The sequence below is a fragment of the Microbulbifer variabilis genome, assembly GCF_056232115.1.
Map to the genome: position 1 here is coordinate 4809808 of NZ_CP174325.1, position 25755 is coordinate 4835562.

The 25755-nt window shown below is 48.1% G+C and carries 31 protein-coding genes and 2 tRNA genes; 11 read left to right on the forward strand and 22 right to left on the reverse strand.

Annotated features, from left to right (window positions below; all coding sequences use genetic code 11):
- Positions 1-522: 522 nt before the first annotated feature.
- Positions 523-1560 (forward strand): heme-binding protein, encoded by a 1038-nt coding sequence (locus ACJJI7_RS21660; protein WP_444901233.1) that lies wholly within the window; start codon positions 523-525, stop codon positions 1558-1560.
- Positions 1561-1940: 380 nt separating this feature from the next.
- Here ACJJI7_RS21660 and ACJJI7_RS21665 read toward each other — a convergent pair whose 3' ends face one another.
- The 12 genes from ACJJI7_RS21665 to ACJJI7_RS21720 form a co-directional block, all read right to left on the reverse strand.
- A complete protein-coding gene (locus ACJJI7_RS21665; protein ID WP_444901232.1) occupies positions 1941-3842 on the reverse strand; it encodes a hypothetical protein in 1902 nt (633 codons plus the stop codon).
- A gap of 465 nt (positions 3843-4307) precedes the next feature.
- Positions 4308-5840: a hypothetical protein gene (locus tag ACJJI7_RS21670; protein ID WP_444901231.1), complete on the reverse strand. Its 1533-nt coding sequence runs from the start codon at positions 5838-5840 to the stop codon at positions 4308-4310.
- A gap of 256 nt (positions 5841-6096) precedes the next feature.
- On the reverse strand, positions 6097-6690 hold the full coding sequence (locus ACJJI7_RS21675; RefSeq protein ID WP_444901230.1) for a hypothetical protein: 594 nt from the start codon (positions 6688-6690) through the stop codon (positions 6097-6099).
- Positions 6691-6937: 247 nt separating this feature from the next.
- On the reverse strand, positions 6938-7567 hold the full coding sequence (locus tag ACJJI7_RS21680; protein WP_444901229.1) for a hypothetical protein: 630 nt from the start codon (positions 7565-7567) through the stop codon (positions 6938-6940).
- A 215-nt stretch (positions 7568-7782) separates the two neighbouring features.
- Positions 7783-8070 carry a nuclease domain-containing protein gene (locus ACJJI7_RS21685; RefSeq protein WP_444901228.1) on the reverse strand — a complete coding sequence of 96 codons (288 nt, stop codon included), beginning with the start codon at positions 8068-8070 and terminating at the stop codon, positions 7783-7785.
- Positions 8067-8516 carry a NinB/YbcN family protein gene (locus ACJJI7_RS21690; protein WP_444901227.1) on the reverse strand — a complete coding sequence of 150 codons (450 nt, stop codon included), beginning with the start codon at positions 8514-8516 and terminating at the stop codon, positions 8067-8069. Before ACJJI7_RS21690 ends, ACJJI7_RS21685 begins: the two co-directional genes overlap by 4 nt.
- Complete coding sequence (locus ACJJI7_RS21695; RefSeq protein ID WP_444901226.1) at positions 8509-9453, reverse strand: DNA cytosine methyltransferase; 945 nt, start codon at positions 9451-9453, stop codon at positions 8509-8511. The genes ACJJI7_RS21690 and ACJJI7_RS21695 overlap by 8 nt, the downstream gene beginning before the upstream one ends.
- Positions 9454-9562: 109 nt before the next feature.
- The gene (locus tag ACJJI7_RS21700; protein ID WP_444901225.1) at positions 9563-9808 is read right to left on the reverse strand and encodes a hypothetical protein; all 246 of its coding nucleotides are present in this window, start codon (positions 9806-9808) and stop codon (positions 9563-9565) included.
- Between the two features lie 27 nt (positions 9809-9835).
- Entirely contained in the window at positions 9836-10549 is a 714-nt protein-coding gene (locus ACJJI7_RS21705; RefSeq protein WP_444901224.1) for a helix-turn-helix domain-containing protein, read from the reverse strand.
- A 2-nt stretch (positions 10550-10551) separates the two neighbouring features.
- Positions 10552-10761, reverse strand: coding sequence for a hypothetical protein (locus tag ACJJI7_RS21710; RefSeq protein WP_444901223.1), 210 nt, complete (start codon positions 10759-10761; stop codon positions 10552-10554).
- A gap of 84 nt (positions 10762-10845) precedes the next feature.
- Positions 10846-11058 (reverse strand): hypothetical protein, encoded by a 213-nt coding sequence (locus tag ACJJI7_RS21715; protein WP_444901222.1) that lies wholly within the window; start codon positions 11056-11058, stop codon positions 10846-10848.
- 73 nt (positions 11059-11131) lie between these two features.
- A complete protein-coding gene (locus ACJJI7_RS21720) occupies positions 11132-11332 on the reverse strand; it encodes a hypothetical protein (protein WP_444901221.1) in 201 nt (66 codons plus the stop codon).
- A gap of 157 nt (positions 11333-11489) precedes the next feature.
- Here ACJJI7_RS21720 and ACJJI7_RS21725 point away from each other — a divergent pair, with 157 nt between their 5' ends.
- From ACJJI7_RS21725 to ACJJI7_RS21770, 10 genes are all read left to right on the forward strand, one after another.
- Positions 11490-11927 (forward strand): hypothetical protein, encoded by a 438-nt coding sequence (locus ACJJI7_RS21725; RefSeq protein WP_444901220.1) that lies wholly within the window; start codon positions 11490-11492, stop codon positions 11925-11927.
- A gap of 366 nt (positions 11928-12293) precedes the next feature.
- Positions 12294-12557, forward strand: coding sequence for a hypothetical protein (locus tag ACJJI7_RS21730; RefSeq protein ID WP_475717105.1), 264 nt, complete (start codon positions 12294-12296; stop codon positions 12555-12557).
- A 70-nt stretch (positions 12558-12627) separates the two neighbouring features.
- On the forward strand, positions 12628-13023 hold the full coding sequence (locus tag ACJJI7_RS21735; RefSeq protein WP_444901218.1) for a hypothetical protein: 396 nt from the start codon (positions 12628-12630) through the stop codon (positions 13021-13023).
- A 33-nt stretch (positions 13024-13056) separates the two neighbouring features.
- Complete coding sequence (locus ACJJI7_RS21740; RefSeq protein WP_444901217.1) at positions 13057-13797, forward strand: hypothetical protein; 741 nt, start codon at positions 13057-13059, stop codon at positions 13795-13797.
- Entirely contained in the window at positions 13797-14297 is a 501-nt protein-coding gene (locus tag ACJJI7_RS21745; protein WP_444901216.1) for a siphovirus Gp157 family protein, read from the forward strand. Before ACJJI7_RS21740 ends, ACJJI7_RS21745 begins: the two co-directional genes overlap by 1 nt.
- A gap of 51 nt (positions 14298-14348) precedes the next feature.
- The gene (gene ssb, locus ACJJI7_RS21750) at positions 14349-14864 is read left to right on the forward strand and encodes a single-stranded DNA-binding protein (protein WP_444901215.1); all 516 of its coding nucleotides are present in this window, start codon (positions 14349-14351) and stop codon (positions 14862-14864) included.
- 44 nt (positions 14865-14908) lie between these two features.
- On the forward strand, positions 14909-15109 hold the full coding sequence (locus ACJJI7_RS21755) for a hypothetical protein (RefSeq protein WP_444901214.1): 201 nt from the start codon (positions 14909-14911) through the stop codon (positions 15107-15109).
- A gap of 293 nt (positions 15110-15402) precedes the next feature.
- Positions 15403-16017: a hypothetical protein gene (locus ACJJI7_RS21760; RefSeq protein WP_444901213.1), complete on the forward strand. Its 615-nt coding sequence runs from the start codon at positions 15403-15405 to the stop codon at positions 16015-16017.
- Between the two features lie 8 nt (positions 16018-16025).
- Positions 16026-16310 (forward strand): hypothetical protein, encoded by a 285-nt coding sequence (locus ACJJI7_RS21765; protein ID WP_444901212.1) that lies wholly within the window; start codon positions 16026-16028, stop codon positions 16308-16310.
- 14 nt (positions 16311-16324) lie between these two features.
- A complete protein-coding gene (locus tag ACJJI7_RS21770) occupies positions 16325-17542 on the forward strand; it encodes a site-specific integrase (protein ID WP_444897931.1) in 1218 nt (405 codons plus the stop codon).
- A gap of 99 nt (positions 17543-17641) precedes the next feature.
- Here ACJJI7_RS21770 and ACJJI7_RS21775 read toward each other — a convergent pair.
- The 10 genes from ACJJI7_RS21775 to ACJJI7_RS21820 all read right to left on the reverse strand — a co-directional run bounded on the left by ACJJI7_RS21775 (position 17642) and on the right by ACJJI7_RS21820 (position 25706).
- A tRNA-Pro gene (locus ACJJI7_RS21775) sits at positions 17642-17718 on the reverse strand.
- Positions 17719-17830: 112 nt separating this feature from the next.
- The gene (locus ACJJI7_RS21780) at positions 17831-18199 is read right to left on the reverse strand and encodes a MerR family transcriptional regulator (protein WP_020413346.1); all 369 of its coding nucleotides are present in this window, start codon (positions 18197-18199) and stop codon (positions 17831-17833) included.
- The gene (gene ihfA, locus ACJJI7_RS21785) at positions 18180-18485 is read right to left on the reverse strand and encodes an integration host factor subunit alpha (protein WP_020413347.1); all 306 of its coding nucleotides are present in this window, start codon (positions 18483-18485) and stop codon (positions 18180-18182) included. Before ihfA ends, ACJJI7_RS21780 begins: the two co-directional genes overlap by 20 nt.
- Before the next feature lie 128 nt (positions 18486-18613).
- Positions 18614-20989: a phenylalanine--tRNA ligase subunit beta gene (gene pheT, locus ACJJI7_RS21790; protein ID WP_282952946.1), complete on the reverse strand. Its 2376-nt coding sequence runs from the start codon at positions 20987-20989 to the stop codon at positions 18614-18616.
- Between the two features lie 92 nt (positions 20990-21081).
- The gene (gene pheS, locus ACJJI7_RS21795; RefSeq protein WP_020413349.1) at positions 21082-22095 is read right to left on the reverse strand and encodes a phenylalanine--tRNA ligase subunit alpha; all 1014 of its coding nucleotides are present in this window, start codon (positions 22093-22095) and stop codon (positions 21082-21084) included.
- A gap of 193 nt (positions 22096-22288) precedes the next feature.
- Positions 22289-22648 carry a 50S ribosomal protein L20 gene (rplT, locus tag ACJJI7_RS21800; RefSeq protein ID WP_020413350.1) on the reverse strand — a complete coding sequence of 120 codons (360 nt, stop codon included), beginning with the start codon at positions 22646-22648 and terminating at the stop codon, positions 22289-22291.
- Positions 22649-22684: 36 nt separating this feature from the next.
- Positions 22685-22879, reverse strand: a complete 195-nt coding sequence (gene rpmI / locus ACJJI7_RS21805; RefSeq protein WP_020413351.1) for a 50S ribosomal protein L35 — start codon at positions 22877-22879, stop codon at positions 22685-22687.
- A 147-nt stretch (positions 22880-23026) separates the two neighbouring features.
- A complete protein-coding gene (infC, locus tag ACJJI7_RS21810; protein ID WP_083922723.1) occupies positions 23027-23572 on the reverse strand; it encodes a translation initiation factor IF-3 in 546 nt (181 codons plus the stop codon).
- A 21-nt stretch (positions 23573-23593) separates the two neighbouring features.
- Positions 23594-25522: a threonine--tRNA ligase gene (gene thrS / locus ACJJI7_RS21815; protein ID WP_282952945.1), complete on the reverse strand. Its 1929-nt coding sequence runs from the start codon at positions 25520-25522 to the stop codon at positions 23594-23596.
- A gap of 107 nt (positions 25523-25629) precedes the next feature.
- Positions 25630-25706, reverse strand: a tRNA-Val gene (locus tag ACJJI7_RS21820).
- Positions 25707-25755: the final 49 nt, after the last annotated feature.

The following is a 25755-nucleotide window of genomic DNA, read 5'->3' on the forward strand; positions in this document are numbered from 1 at the left end:
AGAAAAGCCCGTATTAAACAGGCTTCAGAGTAATCAACTAAAGATCTACACACTTACCCCAGTATGGGATTTTTATACAATTCTGACACAGAGAAAGTCAAGGGTTTTCAATTCATTGATTTACCAAGCTTACTACTATCCGATTCAATATGGAGCAAATCGAAAAAAAGTATAATTGGCACGAAAATAGACGTAGCAACCTCTCAAAAAGCATTTCAGAAAACTCATCTTCGAGATATAAAATATCAATCAACTAGAAACCTATAGCCAACTGGCAAGCTAAACCTTTTAACCCAACACTAACTAATTTAAATTTACGCCCCAGTTTATTCCTAAAAAAACAAACCAAAACCATACAATCTAAACATTTTCCTTTTAGACCTCAATGATATATTGATGTCGCATCTAATCATGGCCTTGTTTGAAGTCAAATTTTATTATACTCCAGCTTTTTGCCTTTACCGTAACTGGTAATTACATTGCCACTTAAAGCCGCCACAAAGAGAGTAAGGAGAATAAAAAATGATAATAAAGCAGGATGCGTTAAAGCGTATCTTATCACGCCATCGTAAAATTATTAAAGAACCAGATCCCAGCAATGAAGATCTTGGGCCACTGAAAGAGTTTCCGGGAATATGGGAAAATACAGGTGATTTTAAAAACCATGGATGGAATATAATTGCATTGCCATTCTTGGTCTTGGATAAATGTGGCGAAATAGAAAGTACTTATCGACTTCTTGTTAATCAATATAATGAAAAGTTGACATTTAATGCGCTAGACGGCCCGGTACCTAATAGAGGAGTAATTCAACAAACAAAAGAAAACTTAGATCAATTTTTGTTTGCCCTGGAATATGAACAAACGATTACTCAAGTAGCATCTGAAGATTTTCCAAACAGTGGACGCGCGGGTGATCCCGGAGCTGTCATTCATGATGAGCCTGGGCTATGGCTCCACATATTCAATCACACCACCAATAATATTAACATTGCACGTCTTGCAAGCATACCGCACGGCAATTCTGTGTTGGCACTTGGTAGCTACGAAGAATTTAATTGCGCCCCAGTTATTCCTTTTACAGACAGCTTGCCAGTGGGCCACACTAGGGATGTTTGTAAAGGATATTTAGCTCCTTATCGTCACTTTAGTGAGTTCGACATTGATAAAGAATGTATATGCGAATCGAAACCTGCACCTGACCCAAATCAAGGAAAGTTTAGAGGTAAGCTAGATGTATTAGACCCAGCAGCTTTGTTACGTGAAGGCACTCCTCCAAATGTGGTAAAAACCACCAAGATTGAGGTTACTACTCGTATTGAGGATGCTGGTATCGTTAATATTCCGTTTATCGTAAAACACGCGAATGCTACGGAAATGACCTCTACGTTCTGGATAATGGAGACAGATAAAAAAGATGATAAGGGCCGCCCCATTTATGTAATGCAATATATGCAAGTAATTATGCTTGAGTTCTTCCCTCGTCTTGATGGTGAACCCGGTTTGATTAGATGGCCCCATATAAGCTTCAATACAATGCAACGACGTCCATTTGATTGAAAGCTTAAAGGGAAACAAAAAATATGCTTTGCACTAATACTTATCATTTATAGTCAGCATGAGTCTCAAGTACACAAGTTAACGCACTTTAACTAAATTACTGTCGTTGAGGCTCTCACATCTTTATTCTTACCTATATTTTAATCTACATTTTTCCTTTACAGCAGACTTTTGGAATATGTCTCATCCATTCAAAGCTAACCGGCATCGAATATTTAATAACCAGGCACATAAAAGCCCACATTGAGTGGGCTTCATCGTATGAATCTGGGAATCTATCTACCCCAGCATAAAATTTAATACAGTCCTGACACAGGGAGAGTCAATCATTTTCCAGTTGCGGTACCCAGACCAAGAATAGATTTATAGATACAACTCTCTTAATCAAGCTTGTGGATGAGCCCGTCAGTTGAGGCGCTAGTTACTCCATTACCAGCCCAGATCTGAGTGTATTTGGATCCAATAAATGAGGTTATCAGGCTTACCCCTTCACTTCTCTCAAAAACCCCCGATGTCAGGGATGGAATATCCCAAAATGTACTGTCATAGAATCTATTAGCAGCAGCAGAGTTGATTCCATCAGCATTATAAAGTCTTACCTCACCACTCGATTTAAGCTTAAATGCCGTGTTTAGAGAAGGTACATTCGAATCGTTAAAGTAATTAGCCTCCATAGCGCTTATAGTCCATTGAGCGCTAGAATAGAAATAGCCAAAATTAATAGCCGAACCTGTACCATTTCCTCTATAAATCCTAGTTTCTGATGGGGATTGCAAAGCCATAACAACCTGGTCGCTACCTTCGCGTGAAAAATCACCAGCCGTCATCGCCGAAACTGCCCAATAATTGCTACTATAGAGGTTACCCATATTCAATATACTGCTAACTCCATCACCTCGATAAACACTGGTTTCATCAGAGTTTAACTTTAGAGCGGTCATGATCTCTGAAACGCCGTCACCATCAAAGTCACCTGCAATCATTGCTGCAACCTTTGCTTGGTCATTGGAATATATTTTTCCGTGATCCAGTAAGTTGGTATCTGCATCACCACGGTAGATATCCGTGCGCCCAGTGCTTCTCAATTCAAATGCAGTAATGATTTCATCTTTATCTTCTCCTACAAAATCGCCTGCGGCAAGATCTACAATTTTGAAGCTAGGTGAGATATAAAGTACATCTTTTAAATATTTACCCTCTCCACCTGTCGCCTTTACTACTTTTGTAAAAGAGTCATAATTGAAAGCAATAAGCAATTCATCTAACCCATCCCCATTAAAATCACCAGCTGCTGTAGCGCCTACTTCCTCACTAACGATCTGAGTTCCGTGAAAATATTTTTGTCCTTGATCAATAAAGGTACTTACATCACCGCTGCCCAGCTTTGCTGTTAACTCAATATTACTTGATGTCTTATAAGGAAAAGTTACAATGTTGCCTTTAACTTTATTAGAATGGGAGGACTGTTCGCCGGTGCTAGCATTGTGCCAACTTGATAGAAATGCTTTCTGCCCAACTCTATCCGCATAATTGTTATAAATATTATTATTGTTGCTCTGGTCTCTTACCCTAATCGGATCTCCAGATACCAAATAAATATAGTTATCATGTATTTGGTTATTTGTACTATCATGTGCAAGATAGACGGCATGGAGTAAACCTGCCTGAGAGGGTAGATTTTCCGCTTTGTGAAATACGTTCTCATATATCAGATTATTATCTGAATTTACAACATCTATAACACCATAACCTTTACAGCCATCAGAACAATTTGAAGTATCATAAAGAGTCCCAATTTCCACAAAATTATTATTATGTATACTATTACATCCATTCCATGTTGTTGTGCGCTCAGACCGCCCACCGCTTAACAAAATTGCAAAGGTGGCATAGTGTTTCATCGTAAGATGACTTATTTCAACATTAGTACACTCACCTTTTTGAGCATTCAACTTAAAAAAAACAGGATGCCCCTCCCCCTCAAAAACTGGCTCTTCATCACCATAAGCAGTGATCTTTAACCCATATTCACTTGATGTTTTCGTCCAAGATATCGACTCACCATGATATACACCTCCTCTAATGAGAACAGTGGTATCCCCATCACTAAAATCAACTAGCTCATGCACTCTGCTTAAAGTTTTAACTGGGTCGGTTATCGATAGACCTGCATTTGCGTCATTTCCATCTGTAGCCATGTAGATGGTTTTAGAGAAACCAGTCACTGGCAAAGCTAAAACGGCGAGAAACATTAAAACTCGAGATATATTTATAAACTTCACAAAAACTTCCTAACTTCCATTTACAATAAAAATAAGTGTTATCTTTGAAACACCCAAAACCACCTAACTAGTACTTCTACTCCCTTATAATGAATGGCTATTGATAATACCTTAAAAGATAAGTATTTATCTCAATTATTAATTAGAAGCTGACTCATCCATAAAAAGCGGTCGGCGATACAAAGAGTTAGCCAATCTCTCAAACCGTACCAATACCCTGCACCAATCCTTATTGCAACGCAACATTCATCATAGCTAACTCACTTTCACATCTTACGAATTCAACTCACCATCTAGTGATATAGCGCAATGCTGGAGAGTGGTCATAAAAAAGAAAGCCCACACTGAGCGAGCTTCAGAGAATTGTACGGTGGATTCGCATATTTATTCTGCAATGGGATTTTTATACAGTTCTGACACAGAGAAAGTCAAGGATTTTGGTTCTCTATGGAATTTCACCCTAGTCTATCTCCTAACGTGTCTTTTTACTGCTACAACTACGTGCCACACAAGAATAGCAAAAGCAATATAGAAAATTAAACTAATAAACTCCATACCTTCCTTAAGAAACCGCTTAAATGGTGAAATATTTGATGCAAAGCCATTAATATGGTCAATAATAAAAGGACTAAGACCAGGGAAAGCCTTATACAAATAGTTCCCCTCATAACCCAAAATAAGAAGATAATAGAGAACCGAAAGAGCAAAAAAATAAAACAATGGCCGCAAATAACTAACACCAAATCCAGATATTTTTGAACTCAACCATAAGATGAATTTTTCTTGGCTCCTGGGCTTACTCGAAAGCTCCTCTCTATATTTATTCATCTCCAGAACAAAATATTTATTAGCTTCGATATGATTCCCAACCCCATCAAAAGAGTCCTTAATAATACGTAGCGTTTCCCTGTTCGTCCCTTCAAAGCTAACATCTGCATTTAAAAAATTAGGAGAGTTCTTGATATTTGTTTTTTCAATATCTAAACCCGAATAAAATTTTGCACCTCTGAAATTTGCAAAATCCAAGAAGGTAACATGTGCAAACTTGGCCACCAGATCACCCTCTGAAAGATCTAACAAGCCAAATTCACTCTCTTCAAGATTAACAAAACCTTCACATACAACCTTCTCTAATGAAAAAGATCCAAACTTAGTACCATACAGATCAAATTTATTATCGAAATCAACACTACGCGACTCAAAACCCCCTACCTGACTCTCCCTTATTTTAAACTTACCAGAAAAAGTGGAATCACGAATCAATATGGACTGGAAAATGGTATTATTAATAACAAAGGCATCACTTACACTACACTCACTTACAATTAAACTATTGCAAACTGCACTGCGACCTTTACGGTCAGAATTATCAAAAACCCGAGAACCAAATGAAATTCTGCTTAACTCAAGTTTGCCCTTGAAATCACAATCAGAAAAAACAGGAGCTGACCAATCTTTAGCTCCACCATCACCTCCAGACAGGAGAACATCACCCTCAAACCTACAACTATCGTAAAGTACATTCTGGTATTCTTCTAATAGCTTTCCTTTAGAGACTGTCCAGTTATTATAAAAGCGGCACTCCTGATAACTGACCTGGGTGTTATGTAGATCGAGAATACCACCCCAAAATTTACACTGATTAAAATGGATTCGCCCAAGGATCCTTAGAGCATCCAAATAATTATACTGGCCTGAACCCCCAAAACTCGGAAAATCAACTCCAGAGAAAACAAAAACAGGCTTATTGCCCGACAAGACTAAATCTGAAGGCAACTGTCCACGCTTAAGACAGCCTATAACTCTTCCCTTCAATTGAGATTTTTCACTACTAAGCGAACTCTCAGCCGTCTGATCTGCAATAGATTCTATCAGTAAGTCAAAAAAATCAGACCGTATTGAACCATTAAGCTCACCACCCTTCTCAAGATGTAAAGCACAGCTAGAAGCATCAGAATAATTTTTATAACTACACTCATCAAAGTCACATATACTCACAAAACCCCCACCAAACACACAACCACATCAACCGAGCAAGTTACATACAGAAAAATCGACCCAATTGAAACTCGAATCGACAACAACAAACATTATCCCTATAACAATCCATTCATCATACTTCTGGAATATACCCTTAAATCTTAACCACCCTACCTTACAGCCGCTTATATTAAGAGATATGTAGTTCGCATAAAAGCACTCAGGGCCGCAACAGGCGAAGGATCTAGCCACATAAAGCACATCCACTCACCGCTCAATAAAAAATGAGAAAGAAAAAGACCAACACAAAACCCAAAAGAGCAATTGAAAGCAGAGGAACAACCCAGTGACTTGAGCGCTCTAACCAGCACAGAAGCGCTGAGGAAGTAAACAACCCAGAAACCAACATTAAATTAAATAAAATTATGAGAAGAACAAGAGCACCACCACCCACCAGACCAGTAAAAAGGAAATGCAGGAAGGAAACTATAGAGATGCCTATAGTGAATGCCACAATTGAGCTTGTCAGCTGTCTCAATCTAACCTTCAAATGCTCAGTAGAATCGTGAAAGATATTGAATGGAATTCCTACTCGAGATATAAAAGCTGCCATCGACCCTGTAATTAAGACCCCAAAGAGTATCAACCCATAAGCCTGAACAGCAACAAAGTCTGCAAAAAGTTGATCCGGCCAGGACTCATTTGGTGCCACCCTACCCCCTTTAAGCCAGTGGTGCACTAAAATAAGGGCACCAACAAGAACACCAGAAAGAGAAAAGAAAGGAAGATCTTTTTTAAGCTCCCTAAGAAATTCTTTTCCAACACTTATCACAATTCCATCCATGTCCTTCTGAATAGCCACATTCATATTCTTGCCTCCCCCATCAATAATCATCAAATTTAAGAACCTAATTTTTTGCGCACGAACAGTAAGAGAACTAGAATTTGTCCCCTAAAACACGAATATCAAACAGCAAGATAAGGGTAAAGGAATAGCCTCAAATCCACTAAAAATTTTTTTTGCGTTATGTCAGACTAGAAATCAACTTTTCAAAACTCGTCTCAAGGACAAGAAAAGCACCCTCAAATAATTCTTATTCACTAAAAAATCATTTCTAGGCGGAGCGCACCAAAAAGGATAATGGCTGAAGCGCCCGTACAGGCAAAGAATCAAGCAACCTCTCAAACCGAACCCAAATCCTGCGCCACTCTCGATGCCACTCATCTTTATCACACTTAACTAATCGTCTAGCCTGACGAAGATCAATTCGCCTCCCTGTCACATCACGTAAAGCAAAAGAGTGAATACAAAATAGGGCCAACTGCCCAGCTTTCAAAGGGGCATGCGACTCATCCCAGGTTCTAAAATGCGCCATCATGTAACTCAAAAGATAAGCCCGCTCCTTATACCTATTTCCCGGCGGTGCATAAGCAGCCATCCCCCAACAGTAAGCAAGCTCATCAGTTTCTCTCAACTTTGCAATAGCATGCTGCACCAACCCCTTCTCGCAAGCATCCATAATTCGGCCACTACTGCCCTTCCCCACCCTAGTTTCAGTTGCATAAACAGTCTGACCTGCCAATCTAGCAGTAACTTTTCCATTCTCATCCCGAATTTCATCGATGTAGTGCTTTCTACCTCGGCTTCGCACCGTCTGACCGCCCAAGATTTCTGCATAATCAGACTGTTGCGTAGCCGTATCAAATGCATCATGCCAAGCCTGTCGAGCTGAGTGAAAATTCATTGCTTCACCTTAAAGATTTTTCGGAATATCTTTGATGTGGGCTCTCTATCTCGATACCTCACCTTGCCTGTGTCTTGCCAGCGTAGGTAATCACTGCAAGCGAGCTCTTCGGCTGCACACCTATCCCTTTGCTTACACGCATCGCACGGAGATGGCTCAAACAAGGCGCTCTGCTGGTTGCGAGTTAGTTCGGTATTTCCCCAGCTAGGCATTGGTTACTCCTTTATCAATCCCTTTTCGCGCATCTTGCTTTGGGTTTCGTATAGCGCTCTAAGCTTGCTGCGCTCCACCTCAGCCTTTGAGATATCCGTTTTGCTCCGGCCATCAATAACGTCATGGCAATTGCTACAGCCGTATACACCCCACCAGTCAGGAGACTTTCGGGCTAGACCTGCATTGCTGGGCAGATGGCAAAGCACCACCGTTTCCGGGTTGCTGTTACAGTGAGGGAATAACCTCAAGGTGCATTCTTCGCCTCTAGCAGACTTGCGAATTTTGCTCATTGCTCTCCTCCCTGCTTCAGCTTCATGAATTCACCTTCCCCTGGCACGGTCAGAAATAATCCACGTTCGGTTGCCCAGGCCAAATGCATATCCATCATGCGAAGCATCTCGCCTTTCTCGCCGCTGGCGGTCTTGTAGCGTTTACCGTTTGCATCAAGCCCCAGGTGCTGACTCACAAATAGCTCATGCGCGTCCTGAGCGTTGAATGGACGCTGTCCATACGGTTTGCCGCCTTTCATGCATAGAGGCATGGTTGCACCTCTCGCTGCCATCCATTCAGCTGTTTCGCTCATCCACATACGCCAAGTTTTCTTCATGGGCCAGCTGTTAGGGTTGTGGCGATTCCACTTGAATAGCCAGGGCTTACCGTCCAACTTTAACGCCTTGATAAAATCAATCAGTTGAGACCTGGCAAATTCATTTCGGATTAAGTGCTGCTCAGGCATTGCTAACCTCCCTGTATGCACTGATAAATGCAGCTGCTAACTCCGCATTGACTGCATTGCCATAACCGCGCAATCGTCCCACTCGGGCGGGAGCGCCATCAGCCAGCGGGAATGTTCCGGGTTCAACTGGCCGGAACTTTCCATCTCTGCATCCGAGCCAGTCAGCATTTCTCCAGAAGCCGTTAGTCGGACCAGGGACATTAGCTGCACTTGGTGCGCAAGAGCTGTTACAGACTGTCCCGCAGATGTTCCCTTTTTCCTCTCCAGAGCTCTTTCCGGTGTGCCTCCTGGAGTACTCGCAGTTGGCGTGCCCCATCCTGCTAACGTCACCTGTGCGCTCAACGGTTTTCCTCGGGAATGCGACCACCTTTTCTGATTGAATTCCTTGCTCGCCGATTCGCTTTTCCAGTCCCGGGCAGCCGGAGTTGCCCAACCTGTTTTCTGCAACAAAGTAGAGCCGCTGCCTGATGTTCGGGGAACCGACGCCCGCAGCGCATAAATCGAGCGCCCCGCTGTCGTAACTCGCTCCTTCCAGGTCAGCTTGTACAAGGTCGAGCCAAGCGAGCGCAGCTTTACTTGAAGACTGTTCGCCAAAGATTGTTCCAGGTCGGCACTGCTCGATGAGATGGAACCACGTGGGCCATAAGTGCCGCTCGTCAGCCTCCCCTTTTCCTTTGCCTGCCTGGCTGTAAGGCTGGCAAGGGCAGCTCCCGGTCCAGACTGGTTTTCTATCCGGCCAACCAGCTTTTCTGAGTGCAAAACTCCAGACTCCGATTCCGGCGAAGAAATGGCATTGGGTAAATCCAACAAGCTCATCTGCTCGAACATCTTCAATACTCCTTTCATCCACTTCGCCTGGCGCTATGTGTCCAGCTGAAATTAACTCCCTTAACCACTGGGCAACGAACGGATCTATTTCGTTGTAATAAGCTGCCATCGCTCCCCCTACTCCAACCCAATCAAAAACCAAACACCTGAGCCAACCGCCACCACCCACAGAGAGAATTCCAAATAAAGAAGTGTTTTGGTTGGGGCTGGCTCATTCATCACGCGACTTCTCGCATACTCTCTGAGCAGTCATGAAGCCGCTGGCGGGCCTCGCTCAAGCTCTCCTTGTGGAAGCTACCCAGGTAGTTGATATCGCCCCACTCGATGCGCTGCTGGGTGCGGATGGTTTTTGCAAACATCACATCCACTTGGTCAACTCGCTTGGTGCGGAACACTGCTAGCGGGCTACAGGGCTCAGTGGTTGAGATCCGCTGAAGGGCTTCTGGAATGGTGGCTACGGTCATGGGTATCACTCCGTGATGGTTATAGGTTTACCAGCTGGTGTCGGTGAGTATTTCGGTCACGGACCGGTCTCGGGTCCGCCCTTGATGCATGGATGGAGAGTGAGACTGCTGCCCTTGGTTCTCGTGATTCAGTAGCCACTGGAACTGAAATCCTCGCCACTCTCTCTCGCAGCAAACGGCAAGGCAATAATCAACGCAGTAGCCATGCCGGCTTGCCAAGTGGAACTGCTTTGCAAGTTGATTTACCGCGGTCTGGGTGAGCGGAGCCTTACGGACTTTTTTCCAGTCCTGCAAAACTTCCTTCCCGGGTTCGGTTGGCCAGGATGAAAAATCCAATCCCCTATTAATATTTTTAGGTTCTTTTAGTTTCTTTTTAGATTCGTGGTCCGTTTTTGGGACTGGTCCAGTACCGTTTTTGGGACTGGTTATGTCCGTTTTTGGGCCTGGTCCGTTTTTGGGACTAGTACCGTTTTTGGTACTGGTGATTTGGCCAAAATTCAAAGTGAACTGATTGCTAGAACCTGTCGATTTGGCGCGGATAATGAGGCTAGATTCTTCGAGGTGCTCCATCGCCGTGATGACTGTTTTACGGTTTAGGCCGGTTGATTGGGCGATATAGGCAATGGATGGATTACACTGCCCATTGGCCTCATTGTGGCAATTGGCAAGAGACAGCAGCACTAGCTTATGCGTGGACTTCACACCCTGCTGCCATGCCCAAAAAGTGGCCTCAGCGCTCACAGTTAACCCCCCTTTACTTCAATAAAGTTAGAGGGAGCCTCTGAGCCTCTCTGAGGCTCACAAAGTGAATCGACAATATCGCTACATAAGCCAGCCATCTGCTGGCGTCGCTTTTCGTCTGTTTGTAATTCACTGTAATTTTTCGGGGGTTGGGCAGGAATTGTTATACGCGGCTCATTTAGAGTTAGCGCATTAGGAGTTTTATTAGACATAAATTGCCCCTTTATTTTGCTCTTGAAAGTTGCACCGCTTTTGTTTTTTATCGGTACTTCTACGGCTGAGAAATCTAAATCTATTTAGAACGCGCGGACTTTGGAGAGGACCGCCATACCCGTTAGGGCTTCTTTTAAGTCTGTGGGAGTCTGAGCTGTATAAACTGGAAGGCAGGCTTCAATCATGATTCTCAGTAACTGTTCATGGCCTATGCCCAATTCCATAGCTCTGGACTTAAGCTGGTCGAAGTCAGACTGCTTAATCCTTAAATTGCATTTCCTTAAACTCGTCTCCATTGCTGTTACCTGAATCATCCTTGGTTTGAAAAGTTGCTTTCAGCTCTTCAGTTGTTAGTGAAGCCAATCAGTCCTACTGCCAGAGGTCTGGCCGCGCCTCGGGGCGACTCACCTGCCCGCCACTTGCGGATACAAACCTTTTGGCAAGACTTGGTCCCAGACGACGGTGCCCGCCTCGAACTAGGTTCAGGTAGCCAAGTGTCGTGCCTATCTTCTCTGCGAAGCTTGCACGTTCTCTTTGGCTCATTGGTGTCAGGAATTCGATTGGTGTCATGCTTAAAATGTATCTTATTGATACATTTTAAGCAATCATTGATAAACTAGACTTGTGGTAAAGTGCGCCATAATGAATCATTCTGGCCAATTGATTGGGCTTCCTGGGTTTATCAAAATGATGTGAGCAAATAAAAATGGTCTACAGGCGCACACGAATGGAAGTTAGCAATATCAGGCTTGAGAATGCCCGACAGCTCTCCAAAGAGTTCAATAGTCTCAAGGAATTCGCTGTAGCATTAGATATGCAGCCCTCCCAGCTTTCCCAGCTAATCGGCCCCAATCCCCGCCGCAGTATTGGCTCTACAGTCGCTAGGCGAATCGAATCTACCTGTGGTCGTGAAAAAGGTTGGCTTGATGTAATACATAGAGAGACTGGGGATGCCGTAACTACAAACAAAGGCATTAACCTCGATTTACTTGTCGATTGCATCACAGCTGTAGAGGAGAAGGTAACTGAACTAGGCATTAAGAGTATGCCGGTAGAAGCTAGAGCCAGAGCAATCACCACTGTTTACGCTTATACAGAGCAATCCCAGTCCACAGAGGTTATGGACCCGACTTTTGCGATTCGCATGGTTTATCGAGGGGAGTAGAGAACTCCCAATCCAAGCAGAACTCCTCCTGAGCCACCTTGGTGCAACTACGAAATTTGATGCAATCGCCACACTGATATCCGGCCCACCTTAACCCCTCCTTGATTGCATCAATCACAATTAAACTATCGCCCCTCTTCTGCTCTCGCAGCTCCCTGAATAGACGACTCACGTTGCCTCCCGTCCATAGGTCCCCGTGTGACCTGAAGAGATTAACACCCGAAATAAAATCGAAAAGGAGGCATAATCAATCATTTTGATAACTTATGCGTGATAAATCCCGCAAATCCGCTAAATATTGTATCTCGGATGACGCAAAACCTCACACCCGGCCAGGTGATTCACCGAGCCAGAAAGTCAAAGAAAATGAGCCAGGAAAGACTAGGTAAGCTCCTAGGACTGGAGCGCGGCGCTATCAGGGACCTTGAAAGAGGAAAGAAAAACTCACTTACATTTCAGCAGTTTTCCACGCTTTACCGTGAGTTCTCTATAACACCTAACGATATCCTCGGCATACATTCAGATGTGGACACCTCGGATGAGGAAGCTCTTTCATTGGCTATCGGGCGAGCAGCGCCAGAAATTTCAACGTTAATACTCAAGAAGTTACACGCCAGAAAGATAAAATAATTTATCTTTAATGTTGCACGACTTTATCATTGTGATACATTTATCTCAGACGCTACATGAGGACAGGGAAATGTACACAGCCAGCTCAACCACCCCCGCCGAAGACTCTCTCAGAAGTTATGAGCGTCAGCAAGACTCTCTGCCAGATGAAGGGGCAATTCAAAAAGCCAAGACAGAGAACCTAGCTGCCGATTTTTTCCTGCGCCGTATCCTCACAAAAGATGGCCGCCTATCTAGAGCCGAAGCCAACTGCCATAGCCGGTTTACCGAAATAGCGAACGACGAACTTGGAGAAGATGAGCTTGGAAAAATCTTCAAGCTCGCTGAAGAGGATGGTTGCGCTGCGGGAGTTGAGATTAAAAGGCTGGCCAAGCAATACGCAATACAAATGGCTAAAGGGTGTCGCGAAGATTTAGAAATTGCAGCTCGCAACACTGGATACCTCGACGAGCGGGAAGGCTTTTAAGCCCTCCCCTCTCTAATCAAAGGAGTGAGCAAAATGTCTGAGAATCTAAGCATCTGGCAGCGAGTAAAGAAAACTGACGCTCGCTTTGTAAAAGAGTCAACGCTAGAAGGCCGCAAAACTGCCAGCATCAACCATATAGCCATGGTTGAGAAAGCTACCGAAATATGGGGGCCAATTGGTATTGGCTGGGGTTATGAAATTGTCGAAGAGCGTGATGATAAAGGCGCGCCAATATTTGTAGAGGGTCAGGAAATTGGCCATAACCTCACCCACACAATCAGGCTGCGTCTCTGGTACATGATCGATGGAGTGCGCGGTCATGTAGAAAACTACGGCCATACACCTCGTATCTATTGGTCACATAAAAATAAGTATTTTGTCGAAGATAAAGAGGCAGCTAAAAAGTCCCTTTCTGACGCCCTCAAAAAATGCTTCTCCTTCCTCGGATTCTCCGCAGATATTTATAGCGGCGAATGGGATGACCCCGAATACCGTCAAGAGCGCCAGCTGGAAAGCCAAATCGATAAGGCTGAAGACAAAGACTCCGCGCGAGACAAACAAACCAAAGAGCTTACCGAGTACGTCCAGAAACACCTCGAGACACTGAAAAGCTCCCGTCGTCTTCATGAGGCCGCCGGAATATTCAAAACCTCAATTAAACACCTTGAGCGGCAAGGAAATATGCCACACCTCGCAGAGGTCGCCAAAAAAGGAATTACCGCTCTCACCCAAACCTACGAAGCACAAAAGGAAAGCCTCAAAGGAGCCGCATGATGACCACCTTAAAACTATATGAAATCACCGACCAAGCCCGCGAGCTGAAGCAACTAGCCGAAGATAACGACATGACGCCGGCAGACATTGCCGACACTCTGGAAGGGATAGAACTGGAATTTAATGAGAAGGCTATCCAGATAGGAAATCTCCTCATGAACTTCACTCCCTTTGAAAAGGGGCTTGATGATGAAATTAAGCGGTTACAAGCCAAGAAAAAAGCCCTGCAAAACCGCCGCAATTCAATCACCGAATATCTCCGCTTCAATATGCAGGAATGCGGAATTAAGAAAATTGAATGCCCGGTGTTCACTATCTCTCTGAAAAAGCCTATGGCCAAAGTTGAGATTGAGAATGAAGATGCCCTACCCGGTGAATTCGTCACCGTGAAAAACACATTCACACCCGACAAGAAAGCCATATTGGCCGCCCTGAAAAAAGGCCAGGAAATTCCAGGGGCACGGTTGGCCGAAGCCAGACCTGCCTTACAAATACGTTAGCGCGTGGGTCTTGCGCCGCTAGTACAGGGCGCTTTTTTGAAGGAGCCAATCATGGCTAGAGGAATCAACAAAGTAATTCTTATCGGCAACCTGGGTAGTGACCCAGAAACTATGTATGCGCCCAGCGGTGGAGCTGTAACCAATGTCAGCCTAGCCACCAGTGAAAGCTGGAAGGATAAGCAAACCGGCCAACAGCAAGAGCGCACCGAATGGCACCGCGTAGTCTTTTTCAATCGCCTTGCAGAAATAGCCGGAGAATACCTTCGCAAAGGGGCGAAGATTTATGTTGAGGGCTCACTTCGCACGCGGAAGTGGCAAGACAAAAACAGTGGCCAGGACCGCTTCACTACAGAAATTGTCGCAGCTGAAATGCAGATGCTTGATGGCCAGCAGAATGGCGCTCAGCAGGGCCAGGGATTTCAGCCGCCCTCCCCTATGGCCCCGCAAAGCCAGCCACAGCAAAGACCAACCCAAGGCCAGGGATATCAACAGAACCGACAGCCCCCAAACGCCATGGGTGGAACAAATGACTTCAACCAGCAGTTTGATGAGCCACCACCATTTTAACTATCAATCTGGGCCGCTGGTTCAGGGCCTCTAACGGGGTTCACATGGAAATTTCAAAACTACCTCTCAATAAGCAGGCAACAGCAGTAGTAGCAGAAGTAAAAAAATTCCTTTCTGCATTCCAGGGTTTAAAAAACCGGAAACCCGAAAGAGTCGCGGTTAAGTCAGATAAATTCCAAATGATTCAGCGTGCTGTAGTTGCTGAGTTAAGAAGACAAAACAAAGGAACTGCATCTGCAAAATAAATTACCCCCCCCGATGTGCTGAGTGTTGAAGGGGTCGATATTTATCCGTTTGCAGCCTGAACTAATTTCAACTCTTACTGAGCCCCTTAATTGGGGCTGGGTAGGTGCAGGGCCTAGCCCATTTAACTAATCAATAATTTAACTCAACCGAGGGTAAGAAAATGATAACGAAGGGGTAACGCCCCTAGAGTTGATCTGAGTAAGCGAACCAACAAATTTGCAAGCTCCAAATAACTCCCCCAGCCCGCCCAGTGCGGGTTTTGCGGGTGAAAGACAATATCGAGGGATATGCAATGGAACAGGAAATCATAGAAAAAATAGGGCCAAGACCCCTAGAGCCTGCATTTTCAAACGAAGACCCCGAGGGCTGGGCGGCCGTTTCAGGATGGGAAGACCAAAGAGCAGAGCTTTGGGAGAGCAAGTGCAAGGAATTACAAGCTCAACTCTCTGTCGCCCCCGTTAGATTTGAAAACCTCCTGGAGCGGTGGAAGCAAAAAGCCACGGAAATAGCCGGAACCAGCGAAGGGTTCACCTTCTACGACCCAGAATTTAATGAATTCCTGCATTGGATGTTTTCGCAGTTTCAGGTGGCCACTGAATCAACTGGAAACAGACCCACAGAATATAACTTAGCTGTCTGGCGCATGAGAGATACCGGCACCAGAAGAGCGTCATATAGATATTTTCCCTCAAAAGAGGAAGCAGAGCAGACTGCAAGCATTGAATCGATGTCACGCGATGATGGCCATTTAACGGACCTCACCCCACTTTATGAAATAAATAATGGCTCATGCAGTACATGCTGCGGGCGTGGTGAAATCGGTGGAATAACACAAGAACATCCATGTGGATATTCGGAGCCCTGCCCTGATTGCAATCCTGCGGAATCCAACTCAACCATATCATAGGTGACGGTATGAAAGCACAAACCGGAGTTGTTGAGGGCGGCCAGCAAAGGGCGCCCCAAAGCATCAATCAACTGATGTACTGGAAAGATTGGGTTAGAGAGAGCTTTGCCGGAACCCAGCCCGCACGCGAGACCGTTATAAAGTGGGTTTCAACTGGTGAAGTTGCTGGGCGCTGGTTAGGCGATAGATTATATATTTACCGAAACGGGTTTCATGACCCTTACACAATACGCACGGAAGAGCGCACGGCCGCAGAAGCAGAGCCAATCTCACCGCTACTCGCACGCAGATAACACGGAAGAAAATAATGGCTAGACCAAAAAAGCCTAGATATGTGGACGGTCTGGAGTTGCCAGAAAACCTTTATACCGACCCCAAAAAGCGGGCAAACTATTGGCGCTATTTGCGCCCAGATGGCTCCAGTCTCACATTCCACGGCACAACAGCCGAAGCGATTCGTCAGGCAAAACAAGCCAACCGACAGCGCGACCTCTATGAGCGTCAGCCAGCAACAACGGATACCGTTTGGACTGCGCGAGCAGGAAGCCTGCTGGACCGCTACAGCGACTGGGTTGCCTGGATGGAACTAAACCACCCCAAACAGGCCACAGCTGCACGCTGGAGCCAAAAGCGCCGCTATGTTGAGCGTATGTGCGAACAGCTTAAAAACCCTATGCCGCATGAGCTAACGCTGACAATGGTTCGCGACTGGTGGGAATCGCAAGATTATCATCCCCAACGAAATAGCCGTGCTGCCCTGCGCAGCTTTATTAATTATTTAATGCTGGAGGGCTCGGTTCCAAAACTTACATTTAATCCATTTAACACCAGTGACGAAGCCCCTAAATTAATTCCAAGGCAACGACCGGAAAAAGTACGTCAACGGCTTACCCTGCAAGATTTCTGGCGCATACACGACGCAGCTGGCGAGCTGGGTTATACAGGTCTGCAAATTGCTATGGATTTATCACTGCTTACAACTATGCGCCGCGGTGATGTGTGCAGCTTACGGCTGGACAAGCATGTAACCGATGCAGGGATTGATAAAGGGGTAGAGAAATCAATTAATCAACGCGGCGAAGAAAGAGCTACATATCTGCGCTGGTCTTACAATCATCACCCTGGATTACGCCAAGTAATTAACCAAGCCCGACAGCTCTCCCTGCAAAATTATCGATGCCCTTTTGCGGTTTCATATCAACCAAAGAAAAGACAACCCCGAGCGAAGCAAGATGAGCATTGGTGTAGATTGATGCCAGCAAGGCTATCAAACCAATTTAAAGACGCACGAGACGCCGCAGAGGTTCGCCAGGACTTACCCAGCAGTGCCAGGCCGACATTTCACGAGGTGCGCGCCCTAGCCTCTCACCTGCTTAAGAAATCCGGTCACAGCCCGGAAGAGATTGCCGAAATATGCGCCCATACGGATGCAGAAATTACTGAGAAGTTTTATCTCGGAGGGCATGAGCGGGAATACAAAGAAGTGGGTATCAGCATCGACCCGAAATTACTGATGCGGAAGTGATTGAGAGTTTTTGTACGGGGTTTTTGTACGCTTGAGAATTGGTTTTTGTACGCTCAATCGGGAAAAGTGGCTGAAAGCCGCATGAGATATAAAGAAAGATGGTCGGAGCGGCCGGATTTGAACCGACGACCACCACACCCCCAGTGTGGTGCGCTACCAGGCTGCGCTACGCTCCGATTTTGAAAAATCGCTCACTTCGCTAAGTGATTGATTTTTAAAGACATCGTATTCCGATGTGGCGTGAATCATACCGGACTAGCAGTGGATTGCAAGCCCGGATTAGCGATTTTAGAAATTATTTTCCCCTTCCAGCAGGGCTACCACATCTTTCAGTTCTGCAATCACTTCTGGCAGTACCTGCTGTAGTTGTACCACTTCTGCCCGCTCGCTGCCGGTCTCTATCTGCAGGCGGGCCCCTCCAATGGTATAGCCCTCTTCGTACAGGAGCGCACGAATCTGGCGGATCATGATGACATCCTGATGTTGGTAATAACGGCGATTACCACGGCGCTTTACAGGCTTCAGCTGCGGGAATTCCTGTTCCCAGTAACGCAGGACATGGGGTTTAACGGCGCATAATTCACTCACCTCTCCAATGGTGAAATAGCGCTTTCCAGGAATTGCAGGTAGCTGAGCGTTATTGCTCGGTTCCAGCATATTCTTCTACTCGTGCCTTGAGTTTTTGCCCTGGTTTGAAGGTAACTACCCTGCGGGCTGAGATGGGAATTTCTTCGCCGGTTTTCGGGTTACGGCCTGGCCGCTGGCTTTTGTCGCGCAGGTCGAAATTGCCAAAGCCCGAGAGCTTGACCTGCTCGTTATTTTCCAGCGCATTGCGGATTTCCTCGAAGAAGTACTCGACGATCTCTTTCGCTTCGCGCTTGTTAAAGCCCAGCTCTTCGTACAGTTTCTCGGCGAGCCCGGCCTTGGTCAGTGCCTCTGTCATTGGATCCTACCAATTGATTCAGAGGCGTCGACTCCAGATCGGAAGCGGCCCAAACCGCGGCGGCTTCAACCCGGTAGCAGACGCTCTCGGGGTGCAATTCAGCCTGCACCCGAGAGCATCATGCCCTGCTAGCGCAGACTAGCGTTATATTTTTCTTCTAGTTTTCCGACCACCGCATCTATAGCGGCATTGATTTCGTCGTCATTAAGGGTGCGCGACGAATGCTGAAAGGTCAACCCCAAAGCGACACTTTTTCTATTTAAATCAATGCCTTTGCCCTGGTAGACATCAAATATTTTGAGGTCGGTCAAGGTTTCGCCGGCTACTTCGACGGCGGTTTCCACCAAGCTGGCGGCAGGAACATCGGCATCGATCAATAAAGCCAGGTCGCGACGCACTTCCGGGAACTTGGATAGCGGGCGGAATGCAGGCACTTTGCCCTCTCCGATCGCTTCCAGGCTCAGCTCAAATACGAAGGCAGGCTTGGACAGATCCAGCTTCTTCTGCAGCTGAGGGTGCAGAGCGCCAATAACCCCTACTTCGCGGTCGCCGCGCATGATCTTGGCGGTTTGGCCTGGGTGCAGCGCGGGGTGCTGGCCGGCAACAAAGCGGAACTCATTGGCGGCGCCAGTGCGTGCCAGCAGGGCTTCCACGTCAGCTTTCACATCATAGAAATCCACACTGTCTTTACTGCCCGTCCAGTTCTCTGCATAACGGTTGCCATAAGCCAGGCCTGCGATCATCTGCTCTTGCTGCAGCTCGGCGCCAGGTACAAAACGCAGGCCGGTTTCAAACAGGCGCACGCGGTTCTGCTGGCGGTTGAGGTTATATTGCAGAGCTTTACAGAGGCCTGCCAGCAAGGTGGTACGCATAACCGCAAGTTCGGCACTGATCGGGTTTTGCAGGGCCACCGGGTCGGCTTCCGGATCAAACAGAGCGGCGTTGTCGCTATCGATAAAGCTGAAAGTGATCGCTTCGTAGTAACCGCGGCTCAGCAGGGTTTGCTCGAGGTTGTCCTGGGCAACCATGCTCTCTGGGCGCGGGGCAATTTCCAGTTCAGCGGTAAAGCTTTCGCTGGGGATACGGTTGTAGCCATACACACGGGCCAGCTCTTCCAGCAGATCTGCTTCGATGGCGATATCGAAACGGAAGCTGGGTGCGAGGAAAGTCCAGCCTTCATCATTCTGATCGATCTTTTCCAGTCCCAGACGGGTGAGGATATCGACGATTTCGTCATCGGCCAGCTTGATGCCCAGGCCCAGCTCTACCCGCGCGCGGCGCAGGGTGATATGACGCTCGGCGGGCATGGTTTCAGTCAGCTCGCGCAGATGTACTGGGCCGGGCTCGCCGCCAACAATATCCAGCAGCAGCTGGGTAGCGCGCTCAACCGCTTTCTCTTGCAGGTGGTAGTCCACGCCCCGCTCAAAGCGGTGGGAGGAATCCGTGTGCAGGCCGTAGGAGCGGGCCTTGCCGGCAATCGCCAGCGGATTGAAGAAGGCGCTCTCCAGAAAGATATGCTGGGTACCTTCGGTAACAGAGGAATCCAGGCCGCCCATAATACCGGCCATCGCCAGGGGCTTTTCTTCGTCGGCAATAACCAGGGTGCCTTCCTGCAGTTTTACTTCCTGGCCATCCAGCAGAGTCAGTTCTTCACCGTGCTCAGCCATACGCACTTTGATACCACCGGAGAGTTTCTCCAGGTCAAAGGCGTGCATGGGTTGGCCGAGTTCCAGCAGGACGTAGTTGGTGACATCCACTACCGGGTCGATGCTGCGCAGGCCGCTGCGGCGCAGGCGCTCCTGCATCCACAGAGGAGTTTGGGCTTTGATATCGATATTGCGAATTACCCGGCCTACATAGCGTGGGCAGGCAGATTCCGCCAGCAGGGATACCGGCAGGCTTTCTTCAATCTGCTGGGGTACCGGGGCAATTTCAGGGCCCTGAACGGCGCAGCGGTTCAGCACGCCCACTTCGCGGGCAATACCGGCAACACCGAGGCAGTCGGAACGGTTCGGGGTGAGATCCACTTCGATGGTCTCATCATCCAACTGCAGGTATTCACGCAGATCGGTACCGGTGGGTGCGTCTTCCGGCAACTCCCAGATACCGTCGTTGTCTTCGCCCAGCTCCAGTTCGGTTTGCGCACAGAGCATGCCAAAGCTCTCTACACCGCGCAGCTTGGCTTTCTTGATTTTAAAATCGCCCGGTAGCTTGGCGCCTACCAGGGCAAAAGGAATTTTGATACCCACACGCGCGTTGGGAGCACCGCACACCACTTGCATTTCACCTTCAGGGTGACCGGCTACTTTACAGACGCGCAGTTTGTCTGCATCCGGGTGTTGTTCACAGGCGATAATCTCACCCACAACCACTCCGGAAAAATCACCCGCTACTTTTTCTATGCCATCCACTTCCAGGCCGGCCATGGTGATTTGATCGGCCAGTTCCTGAGTGGTGAGTTCCGGGTTTACCCATTCCCGCAACCAGGAGTTGCTGATTTTCATAGTTGATCTCTTTCTGTATTCCGTCAGCGCAGCTCTGTGCGCATTTTGCCTGGGGCCTTTCGCCACGCAGGCCTACACAATTCGATTTTGGCTTAGAACTGTTTCAAGAAGCGCAGATCGTTATCGAAGAACAAGCGCAGGTCGTTAACGCCGTAGCGCAGCATGGCGAGGCGCTCGATACCAATACCGAAGGCAAAGCCCGAGTATTTTTCACTGTCGATATCGCAGGCGGCAAATACGTTCGGATGCACCATGCCGCAGCCGAGAATTTCCAGCCAGCCAGTGCCGGAACACACGCGACAACCTTCGCCACCACAGGCGGTACATTGGATATCCGCTTCTGCAGAAGGCTCGGTGAACGGGAAGTAAGACGGACGGAAACGCACCGGTACTTCCGCTTCGAAGAAGGCACGCAGGAACTGGTCGATGGTGCCTTTCAGGTGGGCGAAGCTGATGTTCTCGCCGATTACCAGGCCTTCCACCTGGTGGAACATGGGCGAGTGGGTGACATCGGAATCACAGCGGTATACGCGGCCCGGGCAGATAATACGCAGCGGCGGAGACTTTTTCTCCATGGTGCGGATCTGCACTGAGGAGGTGTGGGTTCTCAGTACGGTGGTGGGGTCCACATAAAAAGTGTCGTGCATCGCGCGCGCTGGGTGGTGCGCGGGAATATTCAGGGCTTCGAAGTTGTAGTAGTCCTGTTCGACCTCCGGGCCGTTCTCAACAGAAAATCCGATACCGGCAAAGAATTCTTCTACGCGCTTTAAGGTGCGGGTAATCGGGTGAGCATTGCCCTGCTCTTCACCGCGCCCCGGCAGGGTGACATCTATGGTCTCTTCCGCCAGCTTGGCATTGATGGCCTCTTGTTCCAGCCTATTGCGCCGCGCGTTAATTTTTTCCTGAACCTGCTGCTTGGCTTCGTTGATCTTGGCACCCGCCGCCGGGCGCTCCTCAGCAGACAGCTTACCCAGGCCTTTCAGCAGTGCCGTCAGCTGGCCCTTTTTGCCCAGGTAATCAACACGCACCTGATCCAGTGCGGCGAGGCCGTCGGCCTTCTCCACCAGCTCCATTGCCTGCTCGGTGAGGGACTGCAAATCTTGCATCGAACTGTTCCCGTTTGAATCCAACTTCGATTAATTTTTTCTGCTTTGTTCGGCCGGTGCTCTCTGCACCGGAGGGGTCTACCCCAGGTACCGCCACCGGTAAAAAATAGCGGAAACCCCATAAAAAAATAGGGAAGGGCCGCTACAGCCCTTCCCTATTTTAAGTATTCAGTTTTACAACTGAAGTGACAGCTTACGCTGCCAGGGCTGCCTTAGCTTTTTCAACTACGGCAGCAAAAGCGGCTTTATCGTAAACAGCCAGATCAGCCAGTACACGGCGATCCAGTGCGATGTCCGCTTTCTTCAGACCTGCGATCAGGCGGCTGTAGCTCAGGCCTTCTGCACGGGACTGGGCGTTAATACGGGTAATCCACAGAGCGCGGAAGTTACGCTTCTTAACGCGACGGTCACGGTATGCATACTGACCAGCTTTAATAACTGCCTGCTTGGCAACGCGGAATACGCGAGAACGCGCACCGTAGTAACCTTTAGCCTGCTTCAGAATCTTCTTGTGACGACGACGCGCCTCTACACCACGTTTAACACGGGCCATACTTCTATCCTCTTAAACCTTTGCGATTTGGACCAATTACTTGGCGCGCAACATACGATCGACCAGACCGGCATCAGACTTGTTCATAGTCTGGGTGCCACGCAGCTGACGCTTACGCTTGGTGGTCATCTTGGTGAGGATGTGGCTCTTGTTAGCGTGCTTGTGCTTGTAGCCCGCAGCCGTCTTCTTGAAGCGCTTGGCAGCGCCACTATGAGTCTTTGCTTTCGGCATTTTGTACTCCAAAGTGAATAATCGCCTGTAAAACAGGCACCTTTAGTAACTGCCGATAACCGGGGTTATCGGCACTGCGAGAGTGGGGAGGCAGCCGTCGCCCAACCACTTCTCAAAAGGAGACCTCGGGAATGACTTCCCCAAACCTCACTTTTTCTTTTTGCTAGGAGCAAGAACCATCAGCATCTGGCGACCTTCCATTTTGGGTCGCTGCTCTACAATGGCCAGCTCTTCCAGGTCCTTCTCGATGCGCTGCATCATTTCCATACCCAGCTCCTGGTGGGCCATTTCACGGCCACGGAAGCGCAGGGATACTTTGGCTTTGTCACCCGCTTCCAGGAAGCGGACGAGATTGCGCAGCTTGATCTGGTAGTCACCGATATCGGTGCCCGGGCGGAATTTCATTTCCTTGATCTGTTGCTGCTTCTGTTTCTTCTTGGCGGCATTCTTGGCTTTCTTGGCCTCGAATACGTGCTTGCCATAGTCCATGATCTTACAGACTATCGGCGTGGAGTCCGGGGCAATTTCAACGAGATCCAGGCTGGCCTGTTGCGCAGCCTCGAGCGCCTCCTCCAGGGAGACAATGCCCACCTGCTCGCCATCAGCACCTATCAGGCGGAGTTCTGACGCTTCAATCTGATCATTTATGCGGGCCTTTTTGGACCGTCCCTTAGTGTCTCGTTTAATAGCTATGGTCTCCCAGTTGCCAAGTTGTTATGCATTATCTTCTGTCAAACGACCGCGACGACTAACGTCCTGCTCAAGGATCTCAAGGAATGACTCATACGTCATAGCTCCCAGATCTTCACCGCTACGGGTGCGAACAGCCACAGTCTGACTTTCCACTTCCTTATCGCCGATCACCAGCAGATAAGGAACACGCTGAAGCGTGTGCTCGCGGATTTTAAAGCCGATCTTCTCGTTTCTCAAGTCAGCTGTGGCGCGGTATTGCTGCTCACTCAGGCGGGCTTGCAAATCGCGACAATAATCAGCCTGGCGATCGGTGATATTCATGATCGCCACCTGCTGCGGTGCCAGCCAGGTTGGGAATGCACCTTCGTAGTGTTCAATCAGAATTCCGATAAAGCGCTCGAAGGAACCCAGGGCTGCGCGGTGCAACATTACCGGCGACTGGCGCGAACCATCTTCAGCAACATATTGTGCATCCAGACGGCCCGGCATAGAGAAGTCCACCTGAATGGTGCCGCACTGCCATACACGGCCGAGACAGTCTTTCAGGGAGAATTCAATCTTGGGTCCGTAGAAGGCGCCTTCACCCGGCAGCTCTTCCCAGGGCAGGCCCGCGGCATCCAGCGCATCGGCCAGGGCTTTCTCCGCCTTATCCCAGCTTTCATCGGAACCTACACGCTTCTCCGGGCGAGTGGAGAGACGGTAAATAACATCATTAAAGCCAAAGTCTTTGTACACTGAGTGCAGCAGATCCATAAAGTCAGAAACCTCTGACTGGATCTGATCTTCGCTACAGAAGATATGGCCATCATCCTGTACAAAACCGCGCACGCGCATCAGGCCATGCAGGGAACCGGAGGGCTCGCTGCGGTGACAGGAACCAAACTCCGCCAGGCGCAGCGGCAGGTCGCGATAGCTGCGCAGGCCTTGATTGAACACCTGTACGTGACAGGGGCAGTTCATCGGTTTGATGGCGAACTGACGCTCCTCACTGGTGAGGGTGAACATGTCATCGGCAAATTTGTCCGCATGACCGGACTTGCGCCACAGGCTGAAATCCACCAGCTGCGGGGTTTTGATTTCTTTGTAGCCGAATTCGCGCTGGCGACGACGCATGTACTGCTCGATAGTGCTGTAAATAGTCCAGCCGTTCGGATGCCAGAACACCATGCCGGGTGCCTCTTCCTGGATATGGAAGAGGTCATATTTCTTGGCCAGCTTGCGGTGGTCGCGCTTCTCTGCCTCTTCAATACGACGCAGGTAAGCCTTCAATTCTTTTTTGTTGGCCCAGGCGGTGCCGTAAACACGGGTCAACATTTCATTGTTGGAGTCACCGCGCCAGTAGGCACCGGCCACTTTGGTTAACTTGAAGGCTTTCAGCCTTCCAGTGGAGGGCACGTGTGGTCCGCGACACAGATCTTCGAAATCACCCTGGCGATATAAAGAGATATCTTCATCGCTGGGAATGCTGTCGATAATCTCAGCCTTGTACTCTTCGCCCATATCGCGGAAGTATTTCACCGCTTCTTTACGGGGCATCAAGCGGCGGGTAACCGGAATATTTTCCTTGACCAGCACTTCCATTCGCTCTTCGATCTTCTCGAGATCCTCTGGCGTAAACTGACGCTCGTAGGCGAAGTCGTAGTAGAACCCATCTTCAATAACCGGGCCAATAGTGACCTGGGCGGTGGGGTACAACTGCTTGACTGCCTGTGCCAGCAGGTGTGCGGCGGAATGACGGATCACTTCCAGGCCTTCCGGCTGACGATCTGTGATGATAGCCAGATTTACATCGCGATCGATGATGTAGCTGGTATCAACCTCTTTACCGTCAACTACACCGGCAAGTGCAGCTTTGGCCAAACCTGGACCGATATCTGCAGCAACATCGTGTACGGAAACCGGGGCGGAAAATTCTCGACGGGAACCGTCGGGGAGAGTAACAACGAGCATTGTATGTCCTTTCTCTCAGTGGCGATCCCTACCAAAGACCGCATGAAACTATCCATGAAATCGTTCATGGAACTATTGATCCGGATGGGCCAGCCATCCTTTATAGATGGTAGACCCGAGCGGATTTGAACCGCTGACCTCTGCCATGTCAAGGCAGCGCTCTAACCAACTGAGCTACGGGTCTAAAACTCTGCAGCGGGGGAACCCAGTGCTGCGAAGAGCGCGAACTTTAG